Origin of the sequence: Kutzneria sp. 744 (assembly GCF_000568255.1) — a bacterium.
Lineage (GTDB): Bacteria > Actinomycetota > Actinomycetes > Mycobacteriales > Pseudonocardiaceae > Kutzneria.
The window spans coordinates 5689547-5716157 of record NZ_KK037166.1; the positions used below are offsets into that span (position 1 = coordinate 5689547).

The window sequence follows — 26611 nt, forward strand, 5'->3', positions numbered from 1 at the left end:
CGCGGTCGGCGCCGGCACGACCTCGAACTACGTGGTGGTTTCGTCCCCCTGACACCAGCGGTGCCCAGGAACCCCGCCCGACCGTTCGGGCGGGGTTCTTTCGTTGCAAGCGCGCAGCGACCAGCAGGATGCGCCGTCACCCGCCCGCACGTTGACAGCGTCCGCACCGGAGGCAACAGTCGGATTGGCCTCAACGCTGAGCGATCGGGGGACTACGTCATGTCCGATGTCGAGCTGTCCGCACGGCGCCGACCGAGGATCGGCCTCGTCGCCGGTGGGCTGGGTGCCTACTGGCCGCAGTTCCCCGACCTGTTGCCCGTGCTGAAGCGCTCCGCCGAATATGTCAGCGAACGGATCGCGGGCTACGACGCGGACATCATCGACGTCGGTTTCATCTCCGACGCCCAGGAGGGTGCGGTCGCCGCCGAGCGGCTGCGGATCGCCGGCTGCGACCTGATCGTCGGCTTCCTCACGACGTACATGACCGCGACCATGCTGATGCCGATCGCACAGCGCACCGGCAGCCCAGTGCTGCTGATCAACCTGCAGCCGTCGCCGTCCATGGACCACGCCACGGTCGACACCGGCCAATGGCTGGCCTACTGCGGGGCCTGCCCACTGCCGGAGATGGCGAACTCGTTCACTCGTGCCGGAATTCAGTACCGCAGCGTCTCCGGGCACCTGCGCGACGAGCGTGCCTGGCAGCGGATCGGAGCCTGGATCCGGGCTGCGGCCGTCAGCACCGTGCTGCGCGGCGGCCGGCACGGCCTGATGGGCCACCTCTATCCAGGCATGTACGACGTGTCCACCGACCTCAGCATGGTCAACAGCCAGTTCGGTGGACACGTCGAGGTGCTGGAGTTCGACGACCTGCGAGTCCGCGTCGAACGGGTGGCCGAGGGCGAGGTGGATCGCAAGGTCAGCGAGGCCGAGCAGACCTTCCGGCTGGACGGCTCGGTAAAGCCGGAAGACCTGCGGTGGGGCGCTCGGGTCGCGGTTGGCCTCGACCGGCTGGTCGCCGACTTCGACCTGGACAGCCTCGCCTACTACCACCGTGGCCTGGACGGCGACGTCTACGAGCGGCTGGGCGCCGGCATGATCCTCGGCGCGAGTCTGTTGACGGCACGGGGCGTGCCGGCGGCCGGCGAGTACGAGCTGCGCACCAGCCTGGCGATGCTGATCATGGAGGTGCTGGGTGCCGGCGGTTCGTTCACCGAGTTGCAGGCACTGGACTTCGACCGCGGCCACGTCGAGATGGGCCACGACGGACCTGCGCACCTCGCAATCAGTTCGGACAAGCCGCTGTTACGTGGATTGGACGTCTACCACGGCAAGCGCGGCTGGGGCGTGTCGGTGGAGTTCACCGTTGCGCACGGACCGGTGACGCTGTTGGGGGTTGGCCAGAGCGCCGACGGTCGCTACCTGCTGGTGGCGTCCGAGGGCACCGTCGTGGACGGTCCACTGCTGGCGATCGGCAACACCACGAGCAGGGTCGACTTCGGCCGCGACCCCGGCGAGTGGACCGACGAGTGGGCCGGCAGCGGCGTCGGCCACCACTGGGCACTCGGCACCGGTCACCGGCTGACCGAGTTGCGCGCGGTGGCCAGCCTGCTCGGTGTGCGGTTGGTCGACATCAGCTGATGTGCGATCTCAGACGGGATCAGCCCGCCCGGCTGGTCCCGTCGCACATCGACCGGATGTGCCCGATCTCTGACCTTGGTCCGCGACGCAGCCTTGGAGATCTTAGTCGTCCTTCCTCGACAGCAGCACGAACTCGTTGTACGGGAACACATTGCCCGCGGCGCGCGGCAACGGGAAGGACAGCTGCTTCACCACGGTCAGCCCGAGCTGCACGGCGATGTCCGTGAGTCCCTCGAAGTCGGTGAACTCGACGTGGGTGGCATCGGTGGTGTAGCCGCGCTCCTGCGGGCAGATGAAGACCACCAGGGCGCCCGGCGCGAGGTACCCGAGGTAACTGTCGATCACCTTCACCGCATCCGCGCGAGGCATGTGCTCAATCAGGTGCGCGGCCAGCAAGCCGTCGAAACGACCGGGCTTCGCGTACTCGGTGTCCCCGAACTCCGCAGTGGTGAAGGCGGTGAGCCCACGCTGCCGACACACGTCGACGGAGGTCGGGTTGTGGTCGACACCGACCCCGTTGGCGCCGAGGTGCGCGAGGTTACGGCCGAGACCGCAGCCGACGTCGAGAACGTGTCGGCCGCCGAGCAGCCGGCGAATGTTCCACCGGTAGGGCGCCTGAACGTCCAGCACCCGCTTCCACAGCGGTTGCTCAAGCCCCACCAGACGCTCGGTGTAGTCAGAACCATCTGTCGATCTTCGTTCAGACATGAAAAGCACGGTAACCTATTCCACTCCCCATTCGCTGGCTTTCGCTACGGTCGGATTCAAGTTGCCGCTGGACGGCGCCAGGGGCACGTCACGGAGTCCGACACGAGGTGGCAGCGGGCCATCGGCTGTTGCTTCGGCACGGCGATCGGCGGCTCGCGAGCCGCGTCCCCTCGTCGCAGACGACGCCGATTCACCCAATCCGGTTCAACCGAAAGAATGACCGATGAGTTAAATCTGGGTGGCTTATTTTGATTTCGACGTGCATGACGGAGTAACGCCCGTCCAAATCTCACCTTCCGTTGATCATGAAATGAGCCGCACGGCGTATCCAGATGGGACGAATGGCGTCAGGCCGGTTGGTCCACCAACCCGGAGCCGGTCCCCAACCTGACCGCGTCCGCCATCGCCGGCGCCAAGCCGTGGAGCTGGGGCGCAGGGCGCAGTTTTTCCTCGGGCGACACAACCGGGCTGGCGGTGTCCGCACGTCACCGGATGACTACCTTGGGACGCGCCAGCAGTGATCGTTCCCATCCGAATCCGGAGGTGCCCATGACCGACGGACAGACCGAGGCGGCGGCCGCGCCACTAGACGCGAGCGGACTGCCCCTGATCGGCGGCCCCGACTTCCCCATCGGCATCTTCTGGACGCCGCCGCCGGACCAGACGACCCAGGCCCGATATCAGGAGATCCGGGACGCCGGCTTCACCTTCGTGATCACCGGCAACTACCTGGACGACGGCAACATCATCGGCTGGGCGCTCCAGCAGGCCGACCAGGTCGGGCTGAAGGTGCTCATCTCGGATGACACCCAGATCCGCAACCTGACCCGCTGGTTCACCATCAGCGACGACCGCTCGGTGCCGATGTCCATCACCACCGCGGACGGCCGGACGCTGATGCAGCGCGCGCTGGACGCCTACGGCGGCCACCCCTCGTTCGCCGGCTTCAACATGTTCGACGAGCCGTGGCCGGACCTGTTCCCGTCGCTCGGCCGCGCCATGGGCATCGCCCGCGCGCTGCGCCCGAGCATGCTGCCGTACACGAACATCGCCCCGGACCTGGGCAATCCGCCCGGCGCCTACGCGCAGTTCGTGGAGAACTTCATCCAGACCGTGCAGCCGGCGCTGCTGTCGTTCGACCGCTACCCGATCCTGTCGTCCGGACTGGACACCGGCTACTTCTCCAACTGGGCCACGATTCGGCAGGCCGGCCTCAACCACGGCCTGCCGACGTGGACGTTCATCCAGTCGGTCGGCAGCAACACCTTCCGCGCCACCAACGGCGCCGAGATGCTGTGGCTGATCAACGTCAGCCTGGCCTACGGGGCCAAGGGCATCCAGTACTTCACCTACTGGACGCCGGATCCGGCCCGTGGCGAGGGTTTCGGGCCGGCCATCATCGACCTCAACGGCCGGCGCACCGAGCGCTACCGGGCGGCGCAGCAGATCAACACCGGCTGGCTGTCCCCGGTCGGCCGGCAGCTCAAGCCGCTGGTGTCCGACCAGGTCTCGCACTTCGACGACCCGGCGCAGGCCGACGGCGTCACCGCGTTCGCCGCGGACGACGTGCTGACCGCGGTCAGCGGCGACCCGGTGATCATCGGCCGGTTCCGCAGCGCCGACCCGGGCGACCGCACCCGCTGGCTGCTGATCGTCAACCGGCAGTACGACCGCCCGGCCTCGGCCACGCTGTCCCCGGTGCCGGGCCGGTTCGGCGGCATCACCCAGTTCGACCCGCGCAGCGGGACCTACCGCCAGGTGCAGAACGACCGGATCACCGCCTCGCTGAGCGCCGGCGAGGCCGCGCTGTACCGCCTGAGCTGACCCAACTGCGCTGACCGACAACACGACGCGGCCCCCGCCCCGGAGATCCGGGGCGGGGGCCGCTCGCTTGCTCGGGTGCTACTTGGTGAAGACCTTGCCCCACGACTCGACCGAGGTCAGCTCCGGCAGCGCGTCACGGTAGATGCGCTTCATCCGGGGCCACTCGGCGGCCAGCCGCCGGTAGTTGGACAGGGCCCGCTTGCCCAGCTCGCGGAACTCCTTCGGGTCGCGGTGCCGGAAGGCCACCCCGCTGCCGTCCGCGTTGGACACCGTGGCGCTGTCCAGGTTGCCCAGCAGGAACCAGCGCGCGTTAGTGGCCGGCACGTTGATCTGCGGGCGGTTGACCGCGTCCGGCTCCGGGTCCTTCAGGTTGTGCAGCAGCGCCTCGAACGCCTTGACCATGATCACCGCCGGGTTCACCGGCGGCCTCAGCATGTGCTCGGCGCGGACCATGTCGAAGGTCGGCGGCGGGAACTCCCGGGCCGACGGCACCGTCTTGGCGTCGCTGTAGTTCTTGCGCAGCGCCTGCACGTCCGGCAGGGCCGTGCGCATCGACTCGAACAGGCGGTCCGGCCCGGCCAGGAAGTCCTCGATGGCCTTCTGCTGGAGCGCCACCGTCGAGTACTCCATGGACAGCAGGTGCCGCAGCGACAGCTTCAAACCCTGCTGCACCAACGTCTTGCGCACGTCGTACGGGCTGTGCAGCGCGGCCAGGATCAGCCGGTTGCGGGTGTGGAAGTAGGCCTGCCAGTCGGTGGCGTCGTTCTTGTCCGTCCACGGCATGTGCCACACCGCGGAACCGGGCAGGCTGACCGTCGGGTAGCCGTGCTCCTGGGCCCGCAGCGAGTACTCGGCGTCGTCCCACTTGATGAACAGCGGCAGCGGCATGCCGGTGCGCTGCACGACCTCACGCGGGAACAGGCACATCCACCACCCGTTGTAGGTGACGTCGATGCGGCGGTGCACCTTCTTGGACTTGCGCAGCGTCTTCGAGCCGAAGTCGTGGTCGGTGACCGCGCCCGGCGCCGCCCGCCAGTAGCAGGAGCCGAGGTCGATGACCTCGCCGAAGCTGTGCAGCCGGGACCGCGCCTGCAGGTTGAGCATGTGGCTGCCGACGATGACCGGCTGGGTGGCGGCCCGCGCGAAGGCGTTGGACCGCAGCAGCGCGTCCGGCTCCAGCCGGATGTCGTCGTCCATCAGCATGATCTGGTCGACGTCGCTGTTGACCAGCGACTCGTACATGCCGCGGCCGAAGCCGCCGGAGCCGCCCAGGTTGGCCTGCTCGATGACGTGCAGCCGGTCGCCGAGGCCCTTGGCCGCCTCGGCGAAGCCCTCGGTGTCGCGCACCCGGACCGCGCCCTGATCGGCCACGAACACCTTGTCCAGCACCGACAGCACGGCCGGGTCCTCGCCGAGCGTGCGCAGGGCGATGACCGCGTCGACCGGGCGCATCGTGGTGATGGCCACGGCCACGGACTGCCGGGGCAGGTCCAGCGGCGTGGTCCAGGCGCCGTCCTTGATGTCCACCGTGGAGTCGTCGGTGAACACGTCGAACCACAGCCAGCCGCCGTCCTCGAACGGGGTCAGCGCGACCTTCACCTCGGCCGTCGTCCACGCCTTCGGGCTGCGCACCGGCAGGCCCTCGATGTGCACGGTGTCGCCGTTGGGCTTGGACCGGTACACGTCGATCCGGCCGGAGCCGCGCACGGTCAGCCGCAGCACGACCTGGTCGACCCGGGTCCACCGCTTCCAGTAGCTGGCCGGGAACGCGTTGAAGTACGTGCCGAACGACACCTTGGCCGACCGCGGCACGGTCACCTCGGTGCGCGCGCTCACGTGGCTGTGCGAGTTCTTCGACTCGTCCAGGTACAGCGGCCTGACGTCGAGCGGGTCCTCGTCGCGCGGCAGGATGACCCGCTGCAACACGGTGCCGTTGCGGACCGCGGGCTTCTCGGCGGACCGCTCCGCCGAGCCACCTCGCTTGGCCGCGGGCGTCGGCTGCCCGATGGTCGTCTGCTCGGTCACGATCAGTCCTCCAACGAGCCGTTCGGGGTGCGGCCCTCGACGAAGTACGGGGTGATCTTGTTGTCGAACATGCTCAACGCCGAGCCGATCGCCATGTGCATGTCGAGGTACTTGTACGTGCCCAGGCGCCCGCCGAACAGGATGTTCTTCTCGGCCGCCTCGGCCTTGGCCAGCTCCCGGTACTGGAGCAGCTTGGCCCGGTTTTCCTCGCTGTCGATCGGGTAGTACGGCTCGTCGCCGCTCTCCGCGAACCGCGAGTACTCACGGACGATGACCGTCTTGTCCGTGGGGTAGTCGCGCTCCGGGTGGAAGTGCCGGAACTCGTGGATCCGGGTGTACGGCACGTCGGCGTCGTTGTAGTTCATCACGGAGGTGCCCTGAAAGTCGCCCACCGGCAGGACCTCGGTCTCGAAGTCCAGCGTGCGCCAGCCCAGCTCGCCCGCGCTGTAGTCGAAGTACTTGTCCAGCGGGCCGGTGAAGATGGTGAGCGTCTTGGCCGGGATCTGGTCGCGCACGTCGAAGTAGTCGGTGTTGAGCTGGACGTCGATGTTCGGGTGGTCGGCCATCTTGTTCAGCCAGGCGGTGTAGCCGTCGACCGGCAGGCCCTCGTAGAGGTCGTTGAAGTACCGGTTGTTGAACGTGTAGCGGACCGGCAGCCGGGTGATGATGGCCGGCGAGAGCTCGGTGGGCTCGGTCTGCCACTGCTTGATCGTGTAGCCCTTGATGAAGGTCTCGTAGAGCGGGCGGCCGATCAGCGAGATCGCCTTCTCCTCGAGGTTGCTGGCCTCGGCGGTGTCGAACTCCGAGGCCTGCTTCGAGATCAGCTCGCGCGCCTCGTCGGGCGTGTGCGACTTGCCGAAGAACTGGTTGATCAGGGCCAGGTTCATCGGGAAGGAGTAGACGTCGCCCTTGGCGCGGGCGAAGACCCGGTGCTGGTAGTTGGTGAACTCGGTGAACTGGTTCACGTAGTCCCACACCCGCTTGTTCGAGGTGTGGAACAGGTGCGCGCCGTAGCGGTGCACCTCGATGCCTGTCTCGGGCTCGGGCTCCGAGTAGGCGTTGCCGCCGATGTGCTCCCGGCGGTCGAGCACCAGCACGCGCTTGTTCAGCTGCGTCGCGGCGCGCTCGGCCACGGTCAGGCCGAAGAAGCCGGAACCGACGATGATCAGGTCATAGCCCTCGAAGCTCACAGCGAGCCAGGGTACCCGGGTCACCGTGGGTCACCGAATCGACCATGACCCAGGGCATCTTACCCCTAGCGACCTCGGGTGAAGGCACGATCGGGCTAACTCCTAGACTGCGGCCGAGTGCCTGAGTGACGACGTGACGAGGTTCTTCGATGAACTGGTGGGACGCCGTTCCGGTCGCATTGGCGTCCGCCGGCTGGTTGCTCGTGCCCGGACTTCTGATGACGTGGCTGGTCGGTCTGCGCGGGGTGGCGGCGTGGGGCATGGCCCCCACGCTGAGTGTCGCCGTGGTCAGCACGGCCGCCGTGGTCGCCGGCAAGCTGGGGATCGACTGGGGTGTCGGCACGGCCGCCGTCGCCGCCGCCATAGCCGTGGTCATCACGGGCGTGGTGGCGCTGGCGCTGCGCGGCCGGTCCCGCGGCACGGTGATCTCCGATCCGCGGCCGGTGACCCTGGCCGGCCTGCTCGGCGTGCTGCCGGCGGTGGTGTTCGGCGCGGCCGTCGTGGTGCTGGGCATGGGTCGCCCGGACGAGCTGTCGCAGACCTTCGACGCCGTCTTCCACTACAACGCCATCGCCTACATCCTCGACGCCCACAACGCGTCGTCGCTGACCATGGGCACCCTGGGCAACCCGATCGCGCCGCCGAGCTTCTACCCGGCCGGCTGGCACGACTTCGCGTCGCTCGGCGTGCTCAGCACCGGCACCTCCATCCCGATCGCCGCGAACTCGCTGACCGGCGTGCTGGCGGTGCTGATCTGGCCGCTGTCCTGCGTGCTGCTGGTCCGCCAGATCGTCGGCCGCAACACCGTGGCGCTGGCCATCACCGGCCTGCTCAGCCTGGGCTTCAGCCAGTTCCCGTGGGCGCTGCTGTCCTTCGGCGTGCTGTGGCCCAACACCCTGGGCCTGGCCCTGGTGCCGGCGGCCATCGCCGTCGTGCTGTCGCTGTCGGGGCTGGCCCGTGACGACGTCATCGGGCGCGGCCGGGCCTGGGTGATGACCCCGTTCGTGCTGCTGGCCGGCGGCTTCGCCCACCCCAACTCGCTGTTCAGCATCATCGTCATCGCGGTGTTCCCGCTGTTCACCGGCATCTGGCGGTGGTCGCGGCGGATGCGCGAGGAAGGCCAGGGCCGTCGGGGCGCCATCGGCCTCACCGTGGCCATCGTGGTGTTCCTGGCCGGCTGGGCGTTCGTCGCCACCTCGCCCGCGTTCAAGACCGTCCGGACCTTCTACTGGGCGCCGTTCGAGACCACCGCGCGGGCCCTGGGCGAGGTGCTGCTGCTCGGCACCAACGGCCGCATCTCGCTGTGGGCGGCGGCCATCGCCGTGATCGTCGGGCTGTTCCTGGTGTGGCGGATGCGGGACCAGCGCTGGCTGGTCGGCGCCTTCGTCGCCATCGGCCTGATGTTCATGCTGACCGCCGCGGTGAACCGCCGGTACACGCAGTTCATCACCGGCTACTGGTACAACGACTCGTTCCGGCTGGCGGCGATCCTGCCCGTGGTCACGGTGCCGCTGCTCATCGTGGCCATCGTGACCGTGGCCGGCTGCCTGAAGAAGTGGCTGACCGAGCGGCCGAAGCCGCGACTGGGCCGTCTCGGCGCCTCGGCCACCGGGCTGACGATCGTGCTGGCGCTGCTGGTGATCATCGGGGCCAAGGGGCTGTACTTCGGCAACCTGGTCGAGACCGTGGCCTTCACGTACACGCGGGTCGAGGACTCCGCCAACGACACCATGGTCGACCACCGGGAGCAGGCCTTCTTCACCCGCCTGTCCTCCGAGGTGCCCAAGGACGCGGTCATCGCCAACAACCCGTGGGACGGCAGCGGCCTGATCTGGGCGCTGGCCGACCGCCGTCCGCTGTTCCCGCACCTCGACATCGCCTGGAGCTCCGAGCAGCGTTACCTGGCCCAGCACCTGGTCGACGCGGCCAGCGACCCCACCACGTGCAAGGATGCCCGCCTGCTCAAGGTGGACTACCTCGTGGTGGCCGAGCAGCACTTCTGGCCGACCGACGCCCGCATCAAGACCTACCCCGGCATCGTCGACCCCGGCAACCGTCCCGGCTTCCAGCTGGTCGACTCCGACGGCGACCTGAAGCTGTACAAGCTCACCGCCTGCTGACACCGACACGAGAGCGGGGCGCCGTCCGATGTGGACGACGCCCCGCTCTCGTGTGGTGAGGGTCGATCAGGTGTCGATGTGCTTGCTGGGGCCGAAAGCGTGGCGCACCAACGTCTTCAAGCCGGCGGCGTTGCCCTGCTTGAGCACCGCCGGCAGCACGGTGAGCGCGTGCAGGCGGGACGACAGGTGGGCCCGGGCGGCCTTGGCGGCACGGGGCCAACCACGGCGTTCCATGCGCTCGGCGGCTTCGACGAAGAAGTTGCGGGCCTCGACGAAACGGGAGCCCTCGATAGCGGTCCAGCCCGAGGCGCTGGCGGTGTGCCGGCGGTAGCGGAAGCTGAGCGTGTCGTCCACGACCAGGCTCTCGCCGCGCTCCATCAGGTCCAGCACCAGGGCCAGGTCCTGAATGATGGTCAGGTCGTCGCGGAAGCGGATCTCCTTGACGGCCTTGGCCTTCCAGGCCACCGACGGGAAGTACAGCCAGTTGCCGCGCAGCAGGCTGACCGCCAACTCCTCGCCGGTCATCAGGCGAGTGCCGGTGATCTTGGGCGCGTACAGCCTGCGCTTGGTCTCGTCGGCCAGCGTGCGCACCGGGTTGCCGTCGCCGTCGATCACCTCGACGCCGGGCTGGATCATGCCGGCGTCGGGGTAGCGCTCGTCCAGCGCGCGAATGGTCCGCACGTAGTTGGGCAGCAGCAGGTCGTCCGAGCCGAACAGCACGACCCGGTCGTGCCGGGCCAGTTCCAGGCAGCGGTTGAAGTTGCCGGTGACGCCGAGATTGCGCTCGTTGCGGAAGTAGCGCACCCGCTCGTCGCCCAGCTCGGCGAACCACTCCGGCACGCCCTCGGCCTTGCCGTCGTCGACGACGGTCAGCGCCCAGTCGGGGTCGTCCTGCGCGAGCACGCTGCGCACGGCGTCCTGCATGAGGCCGACATCGCCGTAGTACGGCATCAGGATTTCGATGGTGGCCATGGCGGGGTCAGATGTCCGCCTTCTTGTCCAGCTTCTCCTCGATCTCCAGCCGGAGAATGGCCACGTCCTCGGCCAGCCGCCGGGTCTCGTCCTCCAGCCGGGACAGCTCCCATGACTGGTGGATGGACACGCCGACCAGGAAGACGATCGCGACGAAGAACATGAGGTTCGTCGGAATCCGGATCCCGATGAAGGCGCTGAATCCCCACAGCAGGTCGGGGAAGATCGTCAGCACCAGGATGAGCACGCCGACGACCAGCCACAGCACCGCGTACTTCTCGCTGAGCTGGCGGCGGCGCAGCATCTCGATGATGCCCAGCAGCACCAGGATGCTGCCGACGATGGCGAAGATGTGCGCGCTCATGCTCATGCCGACACCTCACTGGCCACCGGGGTGGCGCCCTTGACGGAGACGTTCCACCGGCGGATCAGCGCCAGCAGCAGCGCGAAGCCGGCCCGGAACAGGTAGATGGAGGCCTTCCACGGGCTGTGGCTGGGCGTGCCGGCCCGGCGCTCGCGCATGTGCGCCGGCACCTGGACGATCTTGCAGCCGGCCCGGCTGGCGATGACCAGCGACTCGATGGTGTCGCCGAGGTATTCCACCGGGTAGTTCTCCGCGAACAGCGGCAGCGCGCGGCGGCCGGTCGCCTTGAAGCCGGAGGTGGTGTCGGTCAGCTTGGTGCCGGCCAGCCGGGACAGCACGACCGCCAGCACCTTCATGGCCCACTTGCGAGGGCCACGCACCTGGTAGTCGCCCTCGCCGGCGAAGCGGGCGCCGATGACGATGTCGGCCTCGTCCAGCTTGGCCAGCAGGTCCCTGACCTCGAGCGGGTTGTGCTGCCCGTCGGCGTCGACCTGGACGGCCGCGTCGTAGTCGTGCCGGACGGCGTAGCGGAAGCCGGCGCGCATGGCGCCGCCGACTCCGAGGTTGATGGGGAGTTCGAGGACCTTCGCGCCGGCGGCGCGGGCCACCTGCGCGGTGCGGTCGGACGACCCGTCGTCGACCACGAGGACATCGGCTTCCGGTAGTGCGGCGAAGACTTCCCGCACGGTGTCGCCGACGGCCTCCTCTTCGTTCCAGGCGGGCATGACGATCAGCGCGCGACGTCCACCAGTGGATTCACTCGACACGGTGCACAGGGTAGCGGCCGCTCGGGCGGGTCTTGACACGGCCCAACCAGGCAACTCAGACAGCGGCGGATGCAGGTGTCGCCGGCCGCGAACCGGCCGTCCGCAGCCCCTTGGCCAACGCCAGCAGGACACCGCCGGCGACGACCGCCGGGCCGGCCAGCTGGGCGCCCACGGCGACCCACAGCACGTTCCCGGGCACGAGGAACAGCACCAGGCACAGCACCGCCGTGCCGGCCGCCCACGCGACCGTGACGGCGTGGTGGCGGCCCATGGCGACCAGCGCCGGCTGCAGCGCCTGCACGGTCATCAACAGGATCGTGCTGACCCCGAGCAGGCCGACGATGCTGCCGGGCAGGGTCACGTCGCCGCCGAAGAACAGCTTCGCCGCCCACGGCCCGAGCAGCCAGGACACGATCGCGCCGGGCACGCCGACGGCGATGACGGCGGCCATCACCAGCCGCACCCGGGACCGCACCAGAGCGAAGTCGCCGCGGGTGACGGCCGCGGTCAGGGCCGGCAGCAGCATGGCCTGGACCGGCGCGAACAGGAACAGGGGCACCCTGACCAGCACGAACACCGAGGCGAAGGCGTTGGCGTCCGGGTTGTCGGTGCCGAGCCGGCCACTGACCACCAGCGGCAGCAGGTTGGCCACCAGCTGCGTCAGCAGAATCGCACCGACGAGCAGCAGCAGGCCGCGGGCCATGTCGGACAGCCGCTCGCCGCCCTCGGCGTGGCCCACGGGGGCGTTGCGCGTCCACGGCAGGCCCAGCAGCGCGCCGATCAGCGTGCCGCCGGCGAAGATCAGGCCGTACGTGCCGGCCGCCGCGAATCCGCCGACCGCCACCGCCAGCGACGGCAGCAGCCGGAACAGGCCCTCGCCGGCCAGCGTCGCCGAGTAGCCGGCGAACCGCTGCATGCCGCCCAGCAGGCCGCGCATGAGGTAGATGCAGGCCGCCGTGAACGCCGACAGCAGCACGGCCCACAGCAGCGGCCAGTGCCCGCTCAGCTCCACGTCCACCAGCACCGGCGACAGCGCCGCCAGCACGGCCAGCACCACGACCAGCAGCCCGCCGCCGAGGATGGCGGCGTTGCGCACCACGTGCCGCACCGGGCGCCCGGCGGCGATGGTGCTGGTGGTGGCCCGGCTGGTCTCCTGCTCCAGGGCGAAGAACAGGCCGGGGCCGATGATGTTGATCAGGAAGTACACCGACTTCACGGCGGCCTGGTCCGGCACCGAGAGGGTGTGCCCGGCCACGATCAGGAACAGGTAGCCGGCCGCGCCGAGCACGACCAGCCCGCCGCCCATGAGCACGGCCGAACCGAACCCGCCCCGGCCGGTGGGCTTGGGGGCGTCCGTCGACGAAGTCACCCGGCCAGGGTAATGACCCGCTCGGTCAGCCCCGGAAGTAGTCCACCGTGCGCTGCACGCCCTCGTCCAGGCCGACGGTCGGCCGCCAGCCCAGGTCCCGCGCCGCGGCGGTGGCGTCCAGCGCGGAGGCCCGCAGGTCGCCCAGGCGGGAGGGCGCGAATTCGGGAGCGTCGGCGCTGCCCACGGCCTTGGCGACCAGGGTGTGCAGCTCCAGGTCGGAGGTCTGGATGCCGGTGCCGATGTTGTACCGCTCGCCGCCGCCGACGGTCCCGGCCGCCGTCACGAAGGCGTCCACCACGTCGTCGACGTAGACGTAGTCACGGGTGTTGCCGCCGTCGCCGAACACCTTGGTCGGCCGGCCGGCCAACAGCCGCTCGGCGAACACCGCGACCACGCCGGCCTCGCCGAAGGGGTGCTGTCGCGGGCCGTAGACGTTGGCCAGCGCGAGATGGGTGCAGTCGAGTCCGTGTAAGCGGCGGTAGGTGTTCAGGTACACCTCCGCGCTGACCTTGGCCGCCGCGTACGGGGAGCGCGGGGCGATCGGGGCCGTCTCGGCCACCGGCAGCCGCTCCGGGGCGCCGTAGATGGCGCCGCCCGAGGAAGCGAACACGATCTTGCGGGCCCCGTGCCGGCGGGCGGCCTCGGCCACGTTGAGGGCCCCGAGCACGTTCTGCTGCGCGTCCTCGACGGGCCGGCAGACGCTCAGCCGGACGTCGATCTGCGCGGCCAGATGGAAGATCACCTCGGGCGCGAACGCCGCCAGCACACCGTCCACGTGAGGACTGGTCACGTCCATTTCGACCAGTTCGGCCGCCGAACACGGCAGGTTTTCCTTGCGGCCACGGCGAAGGTCGTCGATGACCACCACCTCGTGCCCGTCGCGAAGCAGCCGATCCACGAGGTTCGAGCCGATGAAGCCGGCGCCACCGGTGACCATCACACGCATGGCCGCAGCCTAGAGAAGCTGGTCCACCACTTTGTCGGCCACGTGCTCGGCGATCTGGAGCGAACTGGTCGCCGCCGGCGACGGCGCGTTGAGCACGTGCACCTGGCGCGGGGCCAGCTCGAACAGGAAGTCGTCGACCAGTGAGCCATCCGGCAGCATCGCCTGCGCCCGAACGCCGGCCCCGGCGCGCACGATGTCGTCGGGCCGGATGCGCGGGGCCAGCCGAGCAAGGCTCGCGGCGAAGCGGGCCCGCGACAGCGACCGCAGCACCTCGTCGACGCCCGTCCGGGCGTACTTGCGGGCGAGCTTCCAGGTGCCAGGAAACGTTGCCGTGTCGAGGATGTCGGTGAGCGAGACGTCCCGCCAGCGGTAGCCCTCGCGGCGCAGCGCCAGCACGGCGTTGGGGCCGGCGTGCACGCTGCCGTCGATCATCCGCGTGAGGTGCACGCCGAGGAACGGCAGCGCCGGGTCGGGCACCGGGTAGACCAGGCCGCGGACCAGGCCGCGGGCCTCGGGGCGCAGCTCGTAGTACTCGCCCCGGAACGGCACGATCCGGGCGTCGGGGCGGCGGCCGGCCAGCCGGGCCACCCGGTCCGCGTGCAGGCCGGCGCAGTTGACGAGGACCTTGGCCCGCACCACCCCGGTCGGCGTCGCGACCTCGATGCCGCTGGAGGACTCCCGGATGGCCAGCGCCGGGCTGGCCCCGCGCAGCTGCGCGCCGTGGTCGACGAGGCGGTCGGCCAGCACCTGGCAGACCTGGCCGTAGTCGATGATGCCGGTGCTCTCCACCCGCAGCGCCTTGACGCAGGCCACCTCGGGCTCGAACTCGCGGGCCTCGCCCGCACTGATCATGCGGGCCGGCACGCCGTTGGCCCTGGCCCGCTCGGCCAGCACCTGGAGCCGGGGCACCTCGTCGGTGGTGATGGCCACCACCAGCTTGCCGCCGATCTCGTGCCGGATGCCCTGCTCACGGGCGAAACGCACCATCGACGCGTTGCCGGCCACGCACATCCGGGCCTTGAGGCTGCCCGGCTTGTAGTACAGGCCGGCGTGGATCACGCCGCTGTTGTGGCCGGTCTGGTGGGCCGCCCAGGTCGTTTCCTTCTCCAGCACGGTGACTGACCGACCTCGGTTGACCGCCAGCTCGTGCGCGGTCGCCAGACCCACGATGCCGCCGCCGACGACCACCACATCCGATTCGCGCACGGCTGCGCAGCCTAGTCGCCGGGCTGCCCGGAACCAGCGTTTCAGAACCAGCGTTCCAGGACCAGCGCCACCCCGTCCTCGCCGTTGGGCCCGGTCACCTCGTCGGCCACGGCGATGGCCCGCGGGTGCGCGTTGGCCATGGCCACCCCGTGCCCGGCCCAGGACAGCATCGACACGTCGTTGGGCATGTCGCCGAAGGCCACCACGTCGGCCGCCGCCACGCCCAGCCGCTCGGCCACCTCGGCCAGCCCGGTCGCCTTGGTCACGCCGGCGGCGGCGATCTCGATCAGGCCGTTGTTGCTGGAGTAGGTCACGGCGACCTCGTTGCCCAGGACCGCGTCGGCCGCCTCGGCCATCTGCCCGCTGGTCATGTCCGGGTGCCGGGCCAGCAGCTTGATCGCGGCCTTGCCCAGCACCTCGCCGCGCGGGGCGGCGGCCGAGTCGGGATTGGGCCAGGGGTGCGTGTAGCCGGGCTCGGCCAGGAACTGCTCGTCGGCCCCGTCCATGGCCGTCGCGCCGACCCGTTCGGTGGCCAGACGGCAGCCGGGCATGGCCGTCGTCAGTGCACGTGCATATTCATGGAGCGCCACGGGGGCGAGTTCGTGTTTTCCGATCACACGATCGGCCGCGATGTCGTAGAGCACGGCGCCGTTGGCGCAGACCGCGTAGCCGGTGACGCCGGCCAGTTCGGCCACCCGGGGCACCCAGCGCGGCGGACGGCCGGTGACCAGCACGAACGGCACCTCGTCGGCCAGCACGCGGCCGATCACGGCGCCGTGCGGGGGCTGACGTCCTCGGCCGGGGTGAGCAAGGTCCGTCCACGTCGGAGGCGACAAGTAGGGGCTTCTGCACCCCACCATCGTGCCCTGCCTGCGCCCCGCGATGCGCCCCGTTACTGTCCGAAGGGTGCGCGTTGGCATTGTGATTCTCCCCGAACACCGCTGGTGGGTGGCCGAACCGAAGTGGCGGACGGCCGAGGAGTACGGGTTCGACCACGCCTGGACCTACGACCACCTGGGCTGGCGGTCGCTGGTGGACGGGCCCTGGTTCGGCGCCGTTCCCACGCTCACCGCGGCGGCCATGGTCACCTCGCGGATCCGGCTGGGCATGATGGTCGCCTCGCCCAACTTCCGGCATCCGGTGGCCTTCGCCCGTGAGCTGACCACGCTGGACGACGTCTCGGACGGGCGGTTCACGCTCGGCGTCGGCGCGGGCGGGCTGCGGGGCTACGACAACGAGGTGCTCGGCAAGGAGCCGCTGACCGCCGGGCAGCGGGCCGGGCGGTTCGAGGAGTTCGTGGAGCTGCTGGACAAGCAGCTGACCACGCCGCTGACCACCTGGGCCGGCGAGTGGTACGAGGCGGTGGAGGCACGGTCCGCGCCCGGCTGCGTGCAGCTGCCGCGGGTGCCGTTCGTGGTCGCCGCCAACGGGCCCCGCACGATGCGGCTGGCCGCCCGCTTCGGCAACGGCTGGGTGACCACCGGCGGCGGCGAGAAGCCGGACACCGTGGACCAGTGGTGGGCGTCGATCGCCGAGGCCTCGTCCCGGATGGACGACGCGCTGGCCGCCGCCGACCGTCGTCTCGGCAAGCTGGATCGATACCTCCAGGCCGACGCCTGCCCGGAGTTCGTGCTGTCCAGCCGGGGCCTGTACGAGGACACCCTGGGACGGGCGGCCGAGCTGGGCTTCACCGACGTGGTCGCGCCCTGGCCCCGCCACGACGGCGTCTACGCCGGCGCGGAGGCCGTGCTGGAGGACATCGCCGCCGAGGTGCTGCCTAAACTTGTCACCTGATCGGGTGACACACGGAACTGTCCCGGGTCGCCCCGCGTCGTAGTCAGTGCAGACCGGGGCGAGGGGATAAAGGGACCTCCGCGGCCAGTCGTTTCGGGGCGACCGGCGACGCAGAGGACTGGAAGACCACGAACGGCCCGTACCTGATCTCGGGGACCAGGTACGGGCCGTTCGTGTCTTCGCCGTCGGCTACGGCTTGAGCACCTCGACGCCGCCGACGTACGGACGCAACGCCTCGGGCACCCGCACCGAGCCGTCGGCCTGCTGGTGGTTCTCCATGATCGCGACGATCCACCGGGTCGTCGCCAGCGTGCCGTTGAGCGTGGCCACCGTCTGCGGCTTGCCGTCCGCGTCACGGAAGCGGATGTTCAGCCGCCGCGCCTGGAAGGTCGTGCAGTTCGAGGTGGACGTCACCTCGCGGTAGGCCTGCTGGCTGGGCACCCACGCCTCGCAGTCGTACTTGCGCGCGGCCGAGGCGCCCAGGTCGCCGCTGGCCGTGTCGATCACCCGGTACGGCAGCTCGACCTTGGCCAGCATCTCCTCTTCCCACGCCAGCAGCCGCTGGTGCTCCTCGGCGGCCAGCTCCGGCGGGCAGTAGGAGAACATCTCGACCTTGTCGAACTGGTGCACCCGGATGATGCCGCGGGTGTCCTTGCCGTACGAGCCGGCCTCCCGCCGGTAGCACGACGACCAGCCGGCGTAGCGCTTCGGACCGTTGGACAGGTCCAGGATCTCGTCGCTGTGGTAGCCGGCCAGCGGCACCTCGGAGGTGCCGACCAGGAACAGGTCGTCGTCGCGCAGCCGGTAGACCTCGCTGGCGTGCGCGCCGAGGAAGCCGGTGCCCTCCATGATCTCCGGGCGGACCAGCGACGGCGTGATCATCGGCGTGAAGCCGGCCGCCACCGCCTGCTGCACGGCCATGCTGAGCAGGCCGATCTGCAGCTGTGCGCCGATGCCGGTGAGGAAGTAGAAGCGCGAACCCGAGACCTTCGCCCCGCGCTCCATGTCGACCGCGCCCAGCGACTCCATGATCTCCAGGTGGTCGCGCGGCGCGAAGTCGAACTCCGGCGTGGCGCCCACGTGCTTGAGCACCACGTAGTCGTCCTCGCCGCCCTCGGGCACGCCCGGCTCGACGATGTTCTGGATCCGCTTCTGCGCGTCGACGAGCGCGGCGTCGGCGTCGGACTGCTCGGCCTCGGCCGCCTTGACCTCGGCCGCCAGCTCCTTGCCCTTGGCCAGCAGCGCCGCCCGCTCGTCACCCTGGGCCCGGCCGACCTGCTTGCCGAGCGCCTTCTGCTCGCCGCGCAGCGAGTCGGCCCGGGACACCGCGGAGCGGCGCCGCTCGTCGGCGGACAGCAGCGCGTCCACCAGCGACGGGTCCTCGCCACGCGCGCGCTGGGACGCACGGACCGCTTCCGGGTTCTCTCGCAGTGTCCTGAGGTCAATCACCCGTGAAAATCTACAGCGTCTCGAAGCTTAAGCTTCAGCGGATATCGGCTCAGCTGACCGCGACCGCCACGACAAGCCCGAGGGCCACATTGGCCGCCGCGACCACGATGCTGGCCGGGGTGAACTTCTCGGCGGCCAGCATGGCCCCGATGTCCATCCGCATGGCGAACTCGAAGACCCGCATCACCAGCACCTGGGCGACGATGCCGACCAGGCCGAAGACCAGCGAGGTCAGCAGGCCGTCGGACAGCTTGGCCGGCGAGTAGTAGATGGCCACCACGACGATGAACGCGAGGCTGAACAGGCCCGACGCGGTCACCACGGCCGCGTTCGGACGACCCTCCCGGACCAGCTGCGACAGCTTGCCCGGGGTGGTCCAGTCGATGACGTAGAAACCGGCGAGCATCAGGACCAGGCCGATCACCGCGTACGCCGCGATGGCCCCGATGCCGTACCCGAGCGAAGCAATCGTCATGGCCAGGCAGTATTCACGACTCGACGATGCGATGCGGCACGAAAGCGGCCCCGTCGTCGGTCACAAGTCCGACACTTTCCCTGATGCCGAGCCCGGCCGCGGCGTCGTCGACGATCCACGCCCCCAGCACCGGCCGGTAGCCGCCGAACTCCGGCAGCGGGTCGAACAGCTGGTAGACGTAGCCCTCACGGCCGTAGACGCCGCCGGTCTGCGTCTCGTAGCCCGGGGCCACGATCTGCACATTGGCGCCCTCACGGCCCAGCAGCGGCTTGCGCACGTACTCCGTGAGCATGCCCGGCTCGTGCAGGTAGGCCGGCAGCAGGTTGGGGTGGCCGGGGTACATCTCCCACAGCACCGCCAGCAGCGCCTTGTTGGACAGCAGCATCTTCCACAGCGGCTCGATCCACAGCGTGCCCGGCAGCGACTCCACGGCGAAGCGGCCGAACTCCTCCTCGGCCACCCACTCCCACGGGTAGAGCTTCACCACGGTGTTCATCGGCGACTCTTCGAGGTCGACGAACCGCTTGAGCAGCCGGTCCCAGCCGATGTCCTCGATGGCCAGGCCCACCGTGTCCAGGCCGGCCTCGGCCGCCGTCTCCTGCAGGTAGGCCACGGTCACGTGGTCCTCGCCCGAGGCGTCCCCGCCGGACCAGGTGAAGTGCAGCTCGTTGGACGGCAGCAGGTCCTTGACCGCGGTCCAGCGCTCCACCAGCTTCTCGTGGATGGAGTTCCACTGGTCGTCGTCCGGGTGCAGGTCGGTCTTCCAGTTCCACTGGATGATCGACGCCTCCACCAGCGAGGTCGGCGTGTCGGCGTTGTACTCCAGCATCTTGGCCGGGCCGCTGGCGTCGAAGCGCAGGTCGAAACGCCCGTAGACGTGCGGGTCGCGGCGCTTCCAGGACTCCGCGACCGCCGGCCAGATCCACTCCGGCAGCGCGAAGTCCTTGTACCGCTCGGTGGTCACCACGTTGTCCACCGCGGCCAGGCACATCGAGTGCAGCAGCTCCACGTCGGCCTCAAGGGACAGGATCTCGTCCATCTCGAAGACGTAGTGCGCCGACTCGTCCCAGTACGGCCGCTGCGCGCCGTTGGCGCCGGCCGACGGCGAGCCGAAGACCAGGCCCTGCTCCTGGACCGTCTGCTGCCAGTTCGGCCGTGGCTTTGAGGTCTCGCGCCGCACCGCTCAGCTGCCCCCGCTCGATCCGGAACTGCCGTGGCTGGACGACCCGCTGTCGCCGCCGCTGGACCCCTTGCTGCTGCCGCCGCTGCTCCCGCTGCTGCCGCTCTTCACGCCGAAGCCGCCCCGGGAGATGGTCGAGCCGCTGGAGGACTTCACGGTGGTGTTGCCGCTGGGCGCGGTGGTCGTGCCGCCGACGGCGCGCTGCCCGACGCTGCCGCTGCCGCCGTAGTAGTAGTGGTACTGCCGCCCACCAGGGAAGATGAAGAACCCGCCCGGGTTGTAGTAGCCGCCGTTGCCGGCGAAGTAGGCGGAGTTGGTGTTGCAGTACTGGTCGTCGACGACCACGCCGCTGTCGTCGGTGCAGCGGGCCGTGACCTCCTGGGAGGGGCTGGACAGCGCGTAGCCGGCGGCGATGATGCCGACCAGGCCGACGGTGACGCCGCCGCCGATCAGCACCCGCTTGCGGATCTTCTTCTTGCGCGCGAGGGCGGCCTGGTCGATCTCCTCCTGCGCGAGCCGCTCGCGTTCCTCCTCGGCGGCCCGGTCGCGGGCCCTGCGCTCCGCGAGCGTGGGCTCACGTGGCGTGGTCGAGCCGTCCTGGAACCGCATCCGCCCGGGTTTCGGCTGCTCAGCCTCGTCGGGGTGCTCTTCGTCCGCCATGGTCGCCCTCCTGTTGTGCACGGTACCTACTCCCGGCCCGCCGGTCCGCACGGGCATCATGGTTGTGATGCCTGAAATCGTTGAGTGGTTTCATCCGAAACGGCGGACCGGCCAGACCCGGCTGCTGATGCTCACGCTATAGTTTGCCCCCGATGCTGTTGAGACTGGGGCGCCCATTCAATGAGCCCTAACCGCGCTAAGGGTTATGTAGTTCTGGATCCAGGGAAATAACGGACGTTCAGATTTCCACGCCATTATTATTCGGGTACTGCCGCAGGCGTTTATGAACTAATCGCTGCCCTGGGTGAGTGCGCGCTGCACCAATTCGCTTGGGAACGATCGCTTTAGCGGGTTTGGACTTACGGCGATTTACATCTTTACGTCCGTTGAGGCTATAGTTCTTTTGATCTTTCGAGATCTATCCGCAGTACCTAAGGACATCTCTTTAGCTGAATTCACAATCTTCCGCTGCACGTACTGGGCTGAGTATAAGCTGTCAAAGCATTTTCTCTCGGATATTATAGCTAAAAAAGGACCAAGTGGAAAATCATCTTCCGTCCGGCGCCCAGTTCCCCGACGGCACCCTGTGGCAGAAGATCGCCCAGGAGAACTGCGGGCCGGTGGTGACCAAGTACCTGAGCGGCAAGCTCGACCCCAACGGCAAGTTCAGCGCCAACGCCCTCAACCCGACCAACCAACAGTGGTCGGGCGGCGCCCGCACCATCCGCTGCGGCGTGCAGGCCGCCGGCCCGGCCGGCGCGCTCCAGCCGACCACCGGCTCGGCCCGGTCGGCCGACCAGTCGCCGATCTACCCGGTCGGGACCTGCATGGGCATCAAGGACAAGGCGGTCAGCGACCCCGTGCCGTGCACCTCGGAGCACGCGTACGAGATCGTCGGCATCGTCGACCTGAAGTCCCAGTTCCCGGACGGCTACCCGGACGAGGACAAGCAGCAGACCGCGCTGTCGCAGCGGTGCGTGCAGGCGGCCAACGACTACACCGGCAACTACGACCTGACCAAGAACAAGTTGGGTCTGACCTGGGACACCATCAAGCAGGAGAGCTGGAACCTGGGCTCCACCAAGGTCAACTGCAAGATCGGCCAGAAGCTGGCCGACGGCAGCGGCCTGCAGTCCATCACCAACTCCGTCAAGGGCGTGGGCGGCGGCGCGGCCGCGAGCACCACCACCACGACCAGCGCTCCCCCGGCCGGCGGCTGATGGCCTTCACCATGACCGACCAGCGCTTCGACGAGCTGGTCGGCGACGCGCTCGACCTCGTCCCGCCCCGGCTGGCCGAGGCCATGGACAACGTCGTCATCCTGGTCGAGGACCGCAACGACGAGGTCCCGTCCCTGCTCGGCCTCTATCACGGCATCGCGCTGACCGAGCGGACCAGCCACTACGGCTTCGCCCTTCCCGACCAGATCTTCATCTACCGCAAGGCGATCCTGGACGTCTGCGAGACGGAAGAGGATGTCGTCGACGAAATAGCCATCACCGTGGTGCACGAGATCGCCCACCATTTCGGCATCGACGACGACACCCTCCACGACCTCGGGTGGGGCTAGCAGTACAGGGCAAGGGCGGCAATTCACGCGATCGGGTTATTCATTTCACGGGGACGTCGGCCCATTCCAGGCAGCGCCAGCCGGTGGGCGACGAGCCGTCGGCCTCCAGCACGACCCGGCCGCAGTTGTCCAGCAGGTGCTGGTCGGCCAGTTCGGCGTCGACGTTCGGGGACAGGGCGAACGAGGTGATGCGGATGGCGGCGCCGTGGCTCACCAGGACGACGACGCCGTCCTCGTGCCGGGCGCGGATCTCGGCGACGGCCGGGAGGAAGCGGTCGAGGACCTGCTGGGCGGACTCGCCGCCGGGCATGGGGACGTCCAGGTCGAGGGCGCGGGTCCAGCAGTGGAAGACCTCGAAGAAGGCGCGAATGGAGTCGGGGTCGTTGCGGCATTCCAGGTCGCCGACGAAGGCCTCGTGGATGCCCTCGGCGACCTGCACGTCCAGCCCGTGGGCGGCGGCGATGGAGGCGGCGGTCTCCTGGGCCCGGACGGCGACGCTGGCGTACACGGCGACGACCGGCTGGGCGGCGAGCGACTCGGCGACGGCGGCGGCCTGCTGGCGGCCGAGGTCGGTGAGCGGCGGGCCGGGCGGGCGGGAGTCGAGCGAGCCGATGACGTTGGACGGCGTCTGGCCGTGGCGGACGAGCACCAGGCGCAGGGCACTCACGCCGCCTCCTTCGTCGGCAGCGCGAGCGCGGCTGCTGTGTTCAATGGTTCGCTCGCAAGCTCACTCACGCGCTCTCCCCGCGCCGGATGGCGGCCAGCCACTCGGCGGCGGCGTCGAAGTCCGAGTCGGTGGTGGGGCTGTTGACGGCGGTCGGCTGCTGGTCGGTCCGCGGGTACGAGCCGAGGAAGCGGACCTCGATGCAGCGCCGGTGCAGCGCGGCCAGGGCGTCGCCGATGCGCTTCTCGGCGACGTGCCCCTCGACGTCCAGGTAGAACCGGTAGGTGCCGAACAGCTCCTTGGTCGGGCGGGCCTCCAGCCGGGTCAGGTTGATCTCCCGCAGCGCCAGCTCGTGCAGCACGTTGGACAGCGCGCCGACCTCGTTCGGGGTGACGGCGACCAGCGAGGTGCGGTCGGCCCCGGTGGGCGCGGGCACGGCGCCGGGCTTGGCCAGCAGCAGGAACCGGGTCTTGGCGTCCTTCACGTCGCCGAGGCCGGTGACCAGCTCGGTCAGCGGGTAGTGCAGCACGGCGACGGGCGCGCTGACGGCGGCGTCGAAGGTCCCCTCCAGCACGTCCTTGGCCGCCTGCGCGGTGGAGCTGGTGGCGATGGCCGTGGCCTTGGGCAGGTTCGTCTCCAGCCACTCCCGCACCTGGGCCAGCGCGTGCGGGTGGCTGGCCACGGTGCGGATCTCGTCCAGCCCGGTGCCGGGCCGGGCCAGCAGCGTGAACTGCACCTGGAGCACGTGCTCGGCGACGGCGACGACCGGGTCGCCCAGCGCCAGCGCGTCCATGGTGGCCGGGACCGCGCCCTCGACCGAGTTCTCCACCGGCACGCAGCCGCGCTCGACCTCGCCGGCCCGCACGGCGGCCACCACGGCAGGGGTCGTCGGGTAGGCGACGAACTCGTTCGAGTCCGGATCGGCCAGCTGCCGGACGGCCTGCTCGGTGAAGGTGCCCTGCGGTCCGAAATAGCCGATGCGCGCCACGCCCACACCCTACGATGCCGCCCCGACACGGTGGCGTTGAGGCATATATCACCCACTCGGACGGTGGCCTCCCCAGTTACGCGGCGTGTCGGTCGCCTGCAATGCTTGGGCTGTGACCGCCGACCCGGAGGGCGACCTGGCCACTCCGCCGCTCGAACTCGTGCTCTGCGCCGTCGAGGCGCCGCTGGCGCGGGCCTGGCATACCGTCGCCGAGAACCGCCCCGGCATCCGCGTGCACCCCGGATCCGTGCTGGACATCGAGGCGCAGGCCGTGGTCAGCCCGGCCAACTCCTTCGGCTGGATGCGCGCCGGCATCGACGCGCTCTACTCACGGGCGTTTCCCGAGGTGGAGCAGAACGTGCGCAGCGGCGTGCTGGCCTCCTACGGCGGCGAGCTCCCCGTAGGTGAGGCCATCATCGTGCCAACGGGTGAAGCCGCGCCCGAATGGATGATCAGCGCGCCCACCATGCGTGACGCCGGCGAGCAGCTGCCGGCCGACACCGTGAACCCGTTCCTGGCCGCCCGCGCCGTGTTCCGGCTGTGGCTGCACGCCCGCCTGGAGACCGGTGTGCCGGTCCGCGCGGCCGTCCGCACCATCGCCATGCCTGGCCTCGGCACAGGCGTCGGCGAGGTGGAGCCCGTGACCTGCGCCCGCCAGGTGGCGGCCGCGTGGGACGAGGTCTTCAGCGAGCTCACCACCGGCAGCTAACTGCCGAAGGCGAGCTCCCGGACCAGTTCCAGCTCGTCGCGCAGGGGGATGTCGTACCGGCCGATCTCGGGGATCTGCGGCTTGAGCCGGCGGGCCTCGTCCACGGCGCCCGGCCGCACGGCGATCAGGCGGAAGTCCCGGCGCTGGTAGAAACGCAGCGCGTCCAGGTTGTCGTTGGTGGTGGTGACGATCAGCCGGCGCACCTGCCGCCGCCGCGCCTCGTCGGCCACCGCCGTGACCAGCGCGGAGCCGACGCCGCCGTTCTGGGTCACCGCGTCGATGGTGACGATCTCTAGGGTGTCGCCGCTGACGTCGTAGGTCAGCAGACCGGCCAGCCGGCCGTCCCTGACCGCGACTAAGCCCGGCAGCTCGGCGGGCCGGAACACGGTGCCGTGCGCCACGGCGGTGGCCGCCCCCCAGCGGCCGGCGATGAACCGGGCCAGTGCCGGCCGATCGGTGTTCACGACCGGCTTGATCCGCAGCGTGTTCTCGGCCACCCGTCAACGGTGTCACACGAAATCGGGTCGCGGGCTACCTTGTGTGGGTGACGGTCAGCGTGTTGCTCGTCGACGACCACGAGATCGTCCGGCGCGGCCTGCGGGACCTGCTCGACAGCGAGGCCGACATCGAGGTGGTGGCCGAGGCCGGCGGCGTCGGCGAGGCCCTCGTGCTGGCCCAGGTCCGCCGCCCGGACGTCGCGGTGGTCGACATGCGGCTGCCCGACGGCGACGGCGTCACCCTCTGCCGGGACCTCCGCGCCCTCCCCGACGGCCCGCGCTGCCTCGTGCTGACCGCGTTCGACGACGAGGAAGCGCTCGTCAACGCCATCCTGGCCGGGGCGTCCGGCTATCTGCTCAAGCAGGTCCGGGGCCAGGACCTCGTACAGGCGGTCCGCGAGGTCGCCGCCGGCCGCTCGCTGCTCGATCCCCTGACCACCGCCCACGTGCTGGAGCGCATGCGCCGCCCCGAGCCCGCCGACGACCTGGCCGGCCTGACCGAGCAGGAGCGCAAGGTCCTCACGCTGATCGGCGACGGCCTGAGCAACCGCCAGATCGCGGAACGCCTGTTCCTGGCCGAGAAGACCGTGAAGAACTACGTCACGGCGGTGCTGGCCAAGCTGGGCATGGAACGCCGCACCCAGGCCGCCGCCTGGGTGGCCAAGCGGACCAGGCCCTAGAGGCAAGGCCGTGTAGTTAGGCGGTTGTGGTGATCGTCAAGCGTCTGCCGGTGTCAGGATGTCGATGCTCAGGGTGGCCTTATAGCTGGTCCGGTCGATATTGGGTCCTCTGGCCTGGTGTTTGGAGATGGCGCGTTTGACGATGCGGGGGCAGACCCGGAGCCGTCGGACCGGCATGAGGTGGGCCAGGACGTGCCGGCCGATCGTGCCGACCAGGTCGATGACGGTGCCGGCGATGACGTTCGCGGCCTGGATCACCTGGTCGCGGGAGGTCTGATAGGCGATGGTGAAGCTGGCCCGGTCCGGATCGGTATCCGGTCGGGTGCTGGTCGCGTCGGCCATGGCGGTGCGGAGCAGGTGGTAGGTGACGAGCAGGGCGTAGATCTCCTGCTCGATGCCGACCGGGGTGCGGGCGCGGAGCACCCGGCCACCCAGGATGGTGGATTTCAGCTCCAGGTAAGCGGTTTCGATCTCCCATCGCTGGTGGTAGAGCCGGATCAACTCGGCCGCCGGGTAGTCGTGGGGGTCGAGCAGGGTGGTGGTCAGCCGGTAGATCCCGGTGTGCCGGCCGGCGGTGGTGGCGATGGTGATCTCGCACTCGATGACGCGCACTCGCAGGCCGCCCAGGATTGAGAGGTAGGAGCCGTCTCGGTAGCGGGTCAGGATCGGCATCGTGCGGCCGTTTTTCAGGCGTACCAGCAGATCGGCGCCGGTGGTGGCGATCTGGGCGAGCAGGCCGGCGGCGCCGGAGTTGCGGTCGCCCAACAGGATCATGCCGGCGTGCAGACTAACAGCAGCTGTGGTGTGTAGGTG

26 protein-coding genes are annotated in these 26611 nt (G+C 69.7%); 8 read left to right on the forward strand and 18 right to left on the reverse strand.

All coding sequences use genetic code 11. The annotated features are described in order from the left end of the window. The first annotated feature begins 219 nt into the window (after positions 1-219). Complete coding sequence (locus KUTG_RS25655) at positions 220-1641, forward strand: L-fucose/L-arabinose isomerase family protein (RefSeq protein ID WP_043720258.1); 1422 nt, start codon at positions 220-222, stop codon at positions 1639-1641. A gap of 102 nt (positions 1642-1743) precedes the next feature. Here KUTG_RS25655 and KUTG_RS25660 read toward each other — a convergent pair whose 3' ends face one another. Further along, positions 1744-2349, reverse strand: a complete 606-nt coding sequence (locus KUTG_RS25660; protein ID WP_052395407.1) for a class I SAM-dependent methyltransferase — start codon at positions 2347-2349, stop codon at positions 1744-1746. Positions 2350-2898: 549 nt separating this feature from the next. Between KUTG_RS25660 and KUTG_RS25665 the strand changes: the two genes are divergently transcribed. Then, positions 2899-4173, forward strand: a complete 1275-nt coding sequence (locus KUTG_RS25665) for a hypothetical protein (RefSeq protein ID WP_052395408.1) — start codon at positions 2899-2901, stop codon at positions 4171-4173. 78 nt (positions 4174-4251) lie between these two features. Here the strand turns inward: KUTG_RS25665 and KUTG_RS25670 are convergent, their stop codons facing one another. Together KUTG_RS25670 and glf are read right to left on the reverse strand one after the other, a co-directional pair. Then, positions 4252-6198: a glycosyltransferase gene (locus KUTG_RS25670; protein WP_084579780.1), complete on the reverse strand. Its 1947-nt coding sequence runs from the start codon at positions 6196-6198 to the stop codon at positions 4252-4254. 2 nt (positions 6199-6200) lie between these two features. Continuing rightward, positions 6201-7388: a UDP-galactopyranose mutase gene (gene glf / locus KUTG_RS25675; protein WP_198047311.1), complete on the reverse strand. Its 1188-nt coding sequence runs from the start codon at positions 7386-7388 to the stop codon at positions 6201-6203. 149 nt (positions 7389-7537) lie between these two features. Between glf and KUTG_RS25680 the strand changes: the two genes are divergently transcribed. Beyond that, complete coding sequence (locus KUTG_RS25680) at positions 7538-9508, forward strand: DUF6541 family protein (protein ID WP_043720265.1); 1971 nt, start codon at positions 7538-7540, stop codon at positions 9506-9508. A 66-nt stretch (positions 9509-9574) separates the two neighbouring features. Here the strand turns inward: KUTG_RS25680 and KUTG_RS25685 are convergent, their stop codons facing one another. From KUTG_RS25685 to KUTG_RS25715, 7 genes are read right to left on the reverse strand one after another with little or no spacing between them, the layout of a single operon-like run. Continuing rightward, complete coding sequence (locus KUTG_RS25685) at positions 9575-10480, reverse strand: glycosyltransferase family 2 protein (protein ID WP_043720267.1); 906 nt, start codon at positions 10478-10480, stop codon at positions 9575-9577. A gap of 7 nt (positions 10481-10487) precedes the next feature. Beyond that, positions 10488-10850: a DUF2304 domain-containing protein gene (locus KUTG_RS25690; protein ID WP_198047312.1), complete on the reverse strand. Its 363-nt coding sequence runs from the start codon at positions 10848-10850 to the stop codon at positions 10488-10490. Then, entirely contained in the window at positions 10847-11611 is a 765-nt protein-coding gene (locus KUTG_RS25695) for a glycosyltransferase family 2 protein (protein ID WP_232240939.1), read from the reverse strand. Before KUTG_RS25695 ends, KUTG_RS25690 begins: the two co-directional genes overlap by 4 nt. A 55-nt stretch (positions 11612-11666) precedes the next feature. Next, positions 11667-12980, reverse strand: a complete 1314-nt coding sequence (locus KUTG_RS25700; protein ID WP_043720275.1) for a polysaccharide biosynthesis protein — start codon at positions 12978-12980, stop codon at positions 11667-11669. A 25-nt stretch (positions 12981-13005) separates the two neighbouring features. After that, positions 13006-13926 carry an NAD-dependent epimerase/dehydratase family protein gene (locus tag KUTG_RS25705; RefSeq protein ID WP_043720277.1) on the reverse strand — a complete coding sequence of 307 codons (921 nt, stop codon included), beginning with the start codon at positions 13924-13926 and terminating at the stop codon, positions 13006-13008. 9 nt (positions 13927-13935) lie between these two features. Further along, positions 13936-15132: an L-2-hydroxyglutarate oxidase gene (gene lhgO / locus KUTG_RS25710; protein WP_043720280.1), complete on the reverse strand. Its 1197-nt coding sequence runs from the start codon at positions 15130-15132 to the stop codon at positions 13936-13938. 41 nt (positions 15133-15173) lie between these two features. Beyond that, positions 15174-15902 carry an HAD family hydrolase gene (locus tag KUTG_RS25715; RefSeq protein ID WP_369794508.1) on the reverse strand — a complete coding sequence of 243 codons (729 nt, stop codon included), beginning with the start codon at positions 15900-15902 and terminating at the stop codon, positions 15174-15176. A 136-nt stretch (positions 15903-16038) separates the two neighbouring features. Here KUTG_RS25715 and KUTG_RS25720 point away from each other — a divergent pair, with 136 nt between their 5' ends. Next, positions 16039-16926, forward strand: a complete 888-nt coding sequence (locus KUTG_RS25720; RefSeq protein WP_043720284.1) for an LLM class flavin-dependent oxidoreductase — start codon at positions 16039-16041, stop codon at positions 16924-16926. A 189-nt stretch (positions 16927-17115) separates the two neighbouring features. On the opposite strand, the gene serS is transcribed toward KUTG_RS25720, so the two are convergent. Genes serS through KUTG_RS25740 form a run of 4 tightly spaced genes read right to left on the reverse strand, consistent with a single transcriptional unit; the run spans position 17116 to position 20690 of the window. Continuing rightward, positions 17116-18375 (reverse strand): serine--tRNA ligase, encoded by a 1260-nt coding sequence (gene serS / locus KUTG_RS25725; protein WP_043720287.1) that lies wholly within the window; start codon positions 18373-18375, stop codon positions 17116-17118. A gap of 49 nt (positions 18376-18424) precedes the next feature. Then, positions 18425-18850 (reverse strand): DUF350 domain-containing protein, encoded by a 426-nt coding sequence (locus KUTG_RS25730; RefSeq protein WP_043720290.1) that lies wholly within the window; start codon positions 18848-18850, stop codon positions 18425-18427. 13 nt (positions 18851-18863) lie between these two features. Continuing rightward, positions 18864-20030, reverse strand: a complete 1167-nt coding sequence (locus KUTG_RS25735) for a glutathionylspermidine synthase family protein (protein ID WP_043720292.1) — start codon at positions 20028-20030, stop codon at positions 18864-18866. 3 nt (positions 20031-20033) lie between these two features. Continuing rightward, entirely contained in the window at positions 20034-20690 is a 657-nt protein-coding gene (locus KUTG_RS25740) for a hypothetical protein (protein WP_063753565.1), read from the reverse strand. Between the two features lie 539 nt (positions 20691-21229). Between KUTG_RS25740 and KUTG_RS25745 the strand changes: the two genes are divergently transcribed. Further along, positions 21230-21910, forward strand: coding sequence for a septum formation family protein (locus KUTG_RS25745; RefSeq protein WP_052395409.1), 681 nt, complete (start codon positions 21230-21232; stop codon positions 21908-21910). Beyond that, a complete protein-coding gene (locus KUTG_RS25750; RefSeq protein WP_043720295.1) occupies positions 21910-22260 on the forward strand; it encodes a metallopeptidase family protein in 351 nt (116 codons plus the stop codon). The genes KUTG_RS25745 and KUTG_RS25750 overlap by 1 nt, the downstream gene beginning before the upstream one ends. Positions 22261-22300: 40 nt before the next feature. Here the strand turns inward: KUTG_RS25750 and KUTG_RS25755 are convergent, their stop codons facing one another. Both KUTG_RS25755 and pheA read right to left on the reverse strand, forming a co-directional pair. After that, on the reverse strand, positions 22301-22918 hold the full coding sequence (locus tag KUTG_RS25755) for a histidine phosphatase family protein (protein ID WP_043730636.1): 618 nt from the start codon (positions 22916-22918) through the stop codon (positions 22301-22303). A gap of 73 nt (positions 22919-22991) precedes the next feature. After that, positions 22992-23912, reverse strand: a complete 921-nt coding sequence (pheA, locus tag KUTG_RS25760; RefSeq protein WP_043730637.1) for a prephenate dehydratase — start codon at positions 23910-23912, stop codon at positions 22992-22994. Positions 23913-24024: 112 nt separating this feature from the next. On the opposite strand from pheA, the gene KUTG_RS25765 reads away from it, so the two are divergent. Further along, positions 24025-24621: a macro domain-containing protein gene (locus KUTG_RS25765; protein ID WP_043720296.1), complete on the forward strand. Its 597-nt coding sequence runs from the start codon at positions 24025-24027 to the stop codon at positions 24619-24621. On the opposite strand, the gene KUTG_RS25770 is transcribed toward KUTG_RS25765, so the two are convergent. Next, positions 24618-25118, reverse strand: a complete 501-nt coding sequence (locus KUTG_RS25770; protein WP_157494767.1) for a GNAT family N-acetyltransferase — start codon at positions 25116-25118, stop codon at positions 24618-24620. The genes KUTG_RS25765 and KUTG_RS25770 overlap by 4 nt on opposite strands. Before the next feature lie 47 nt (positions 25119-25165). Between KUTG_RS25770 and KUTG_RS25775 the strand changes: the two genes are divergently transcribed. Next, positions 25166-25798, forward strand: a complete 633-nt coding sequence (locus KUTG_RS25775; protein WP_043730641.1) for a response regulator — start codon at positions 25166-25168, stop codon at positions 25796-25798. Between the two features lie 36 nt (positions 25799-25834). Here the strand turns inward: KUTG_RS25775 and KUTG_RS25780 are convergent. Next, positions 25835-26611 (reverse strand): transposase (locus tag KUTG_RS25780; protein ID WP_157495618.1); only part of this gene is annotated, 777 nt, incomplete at its 5' end.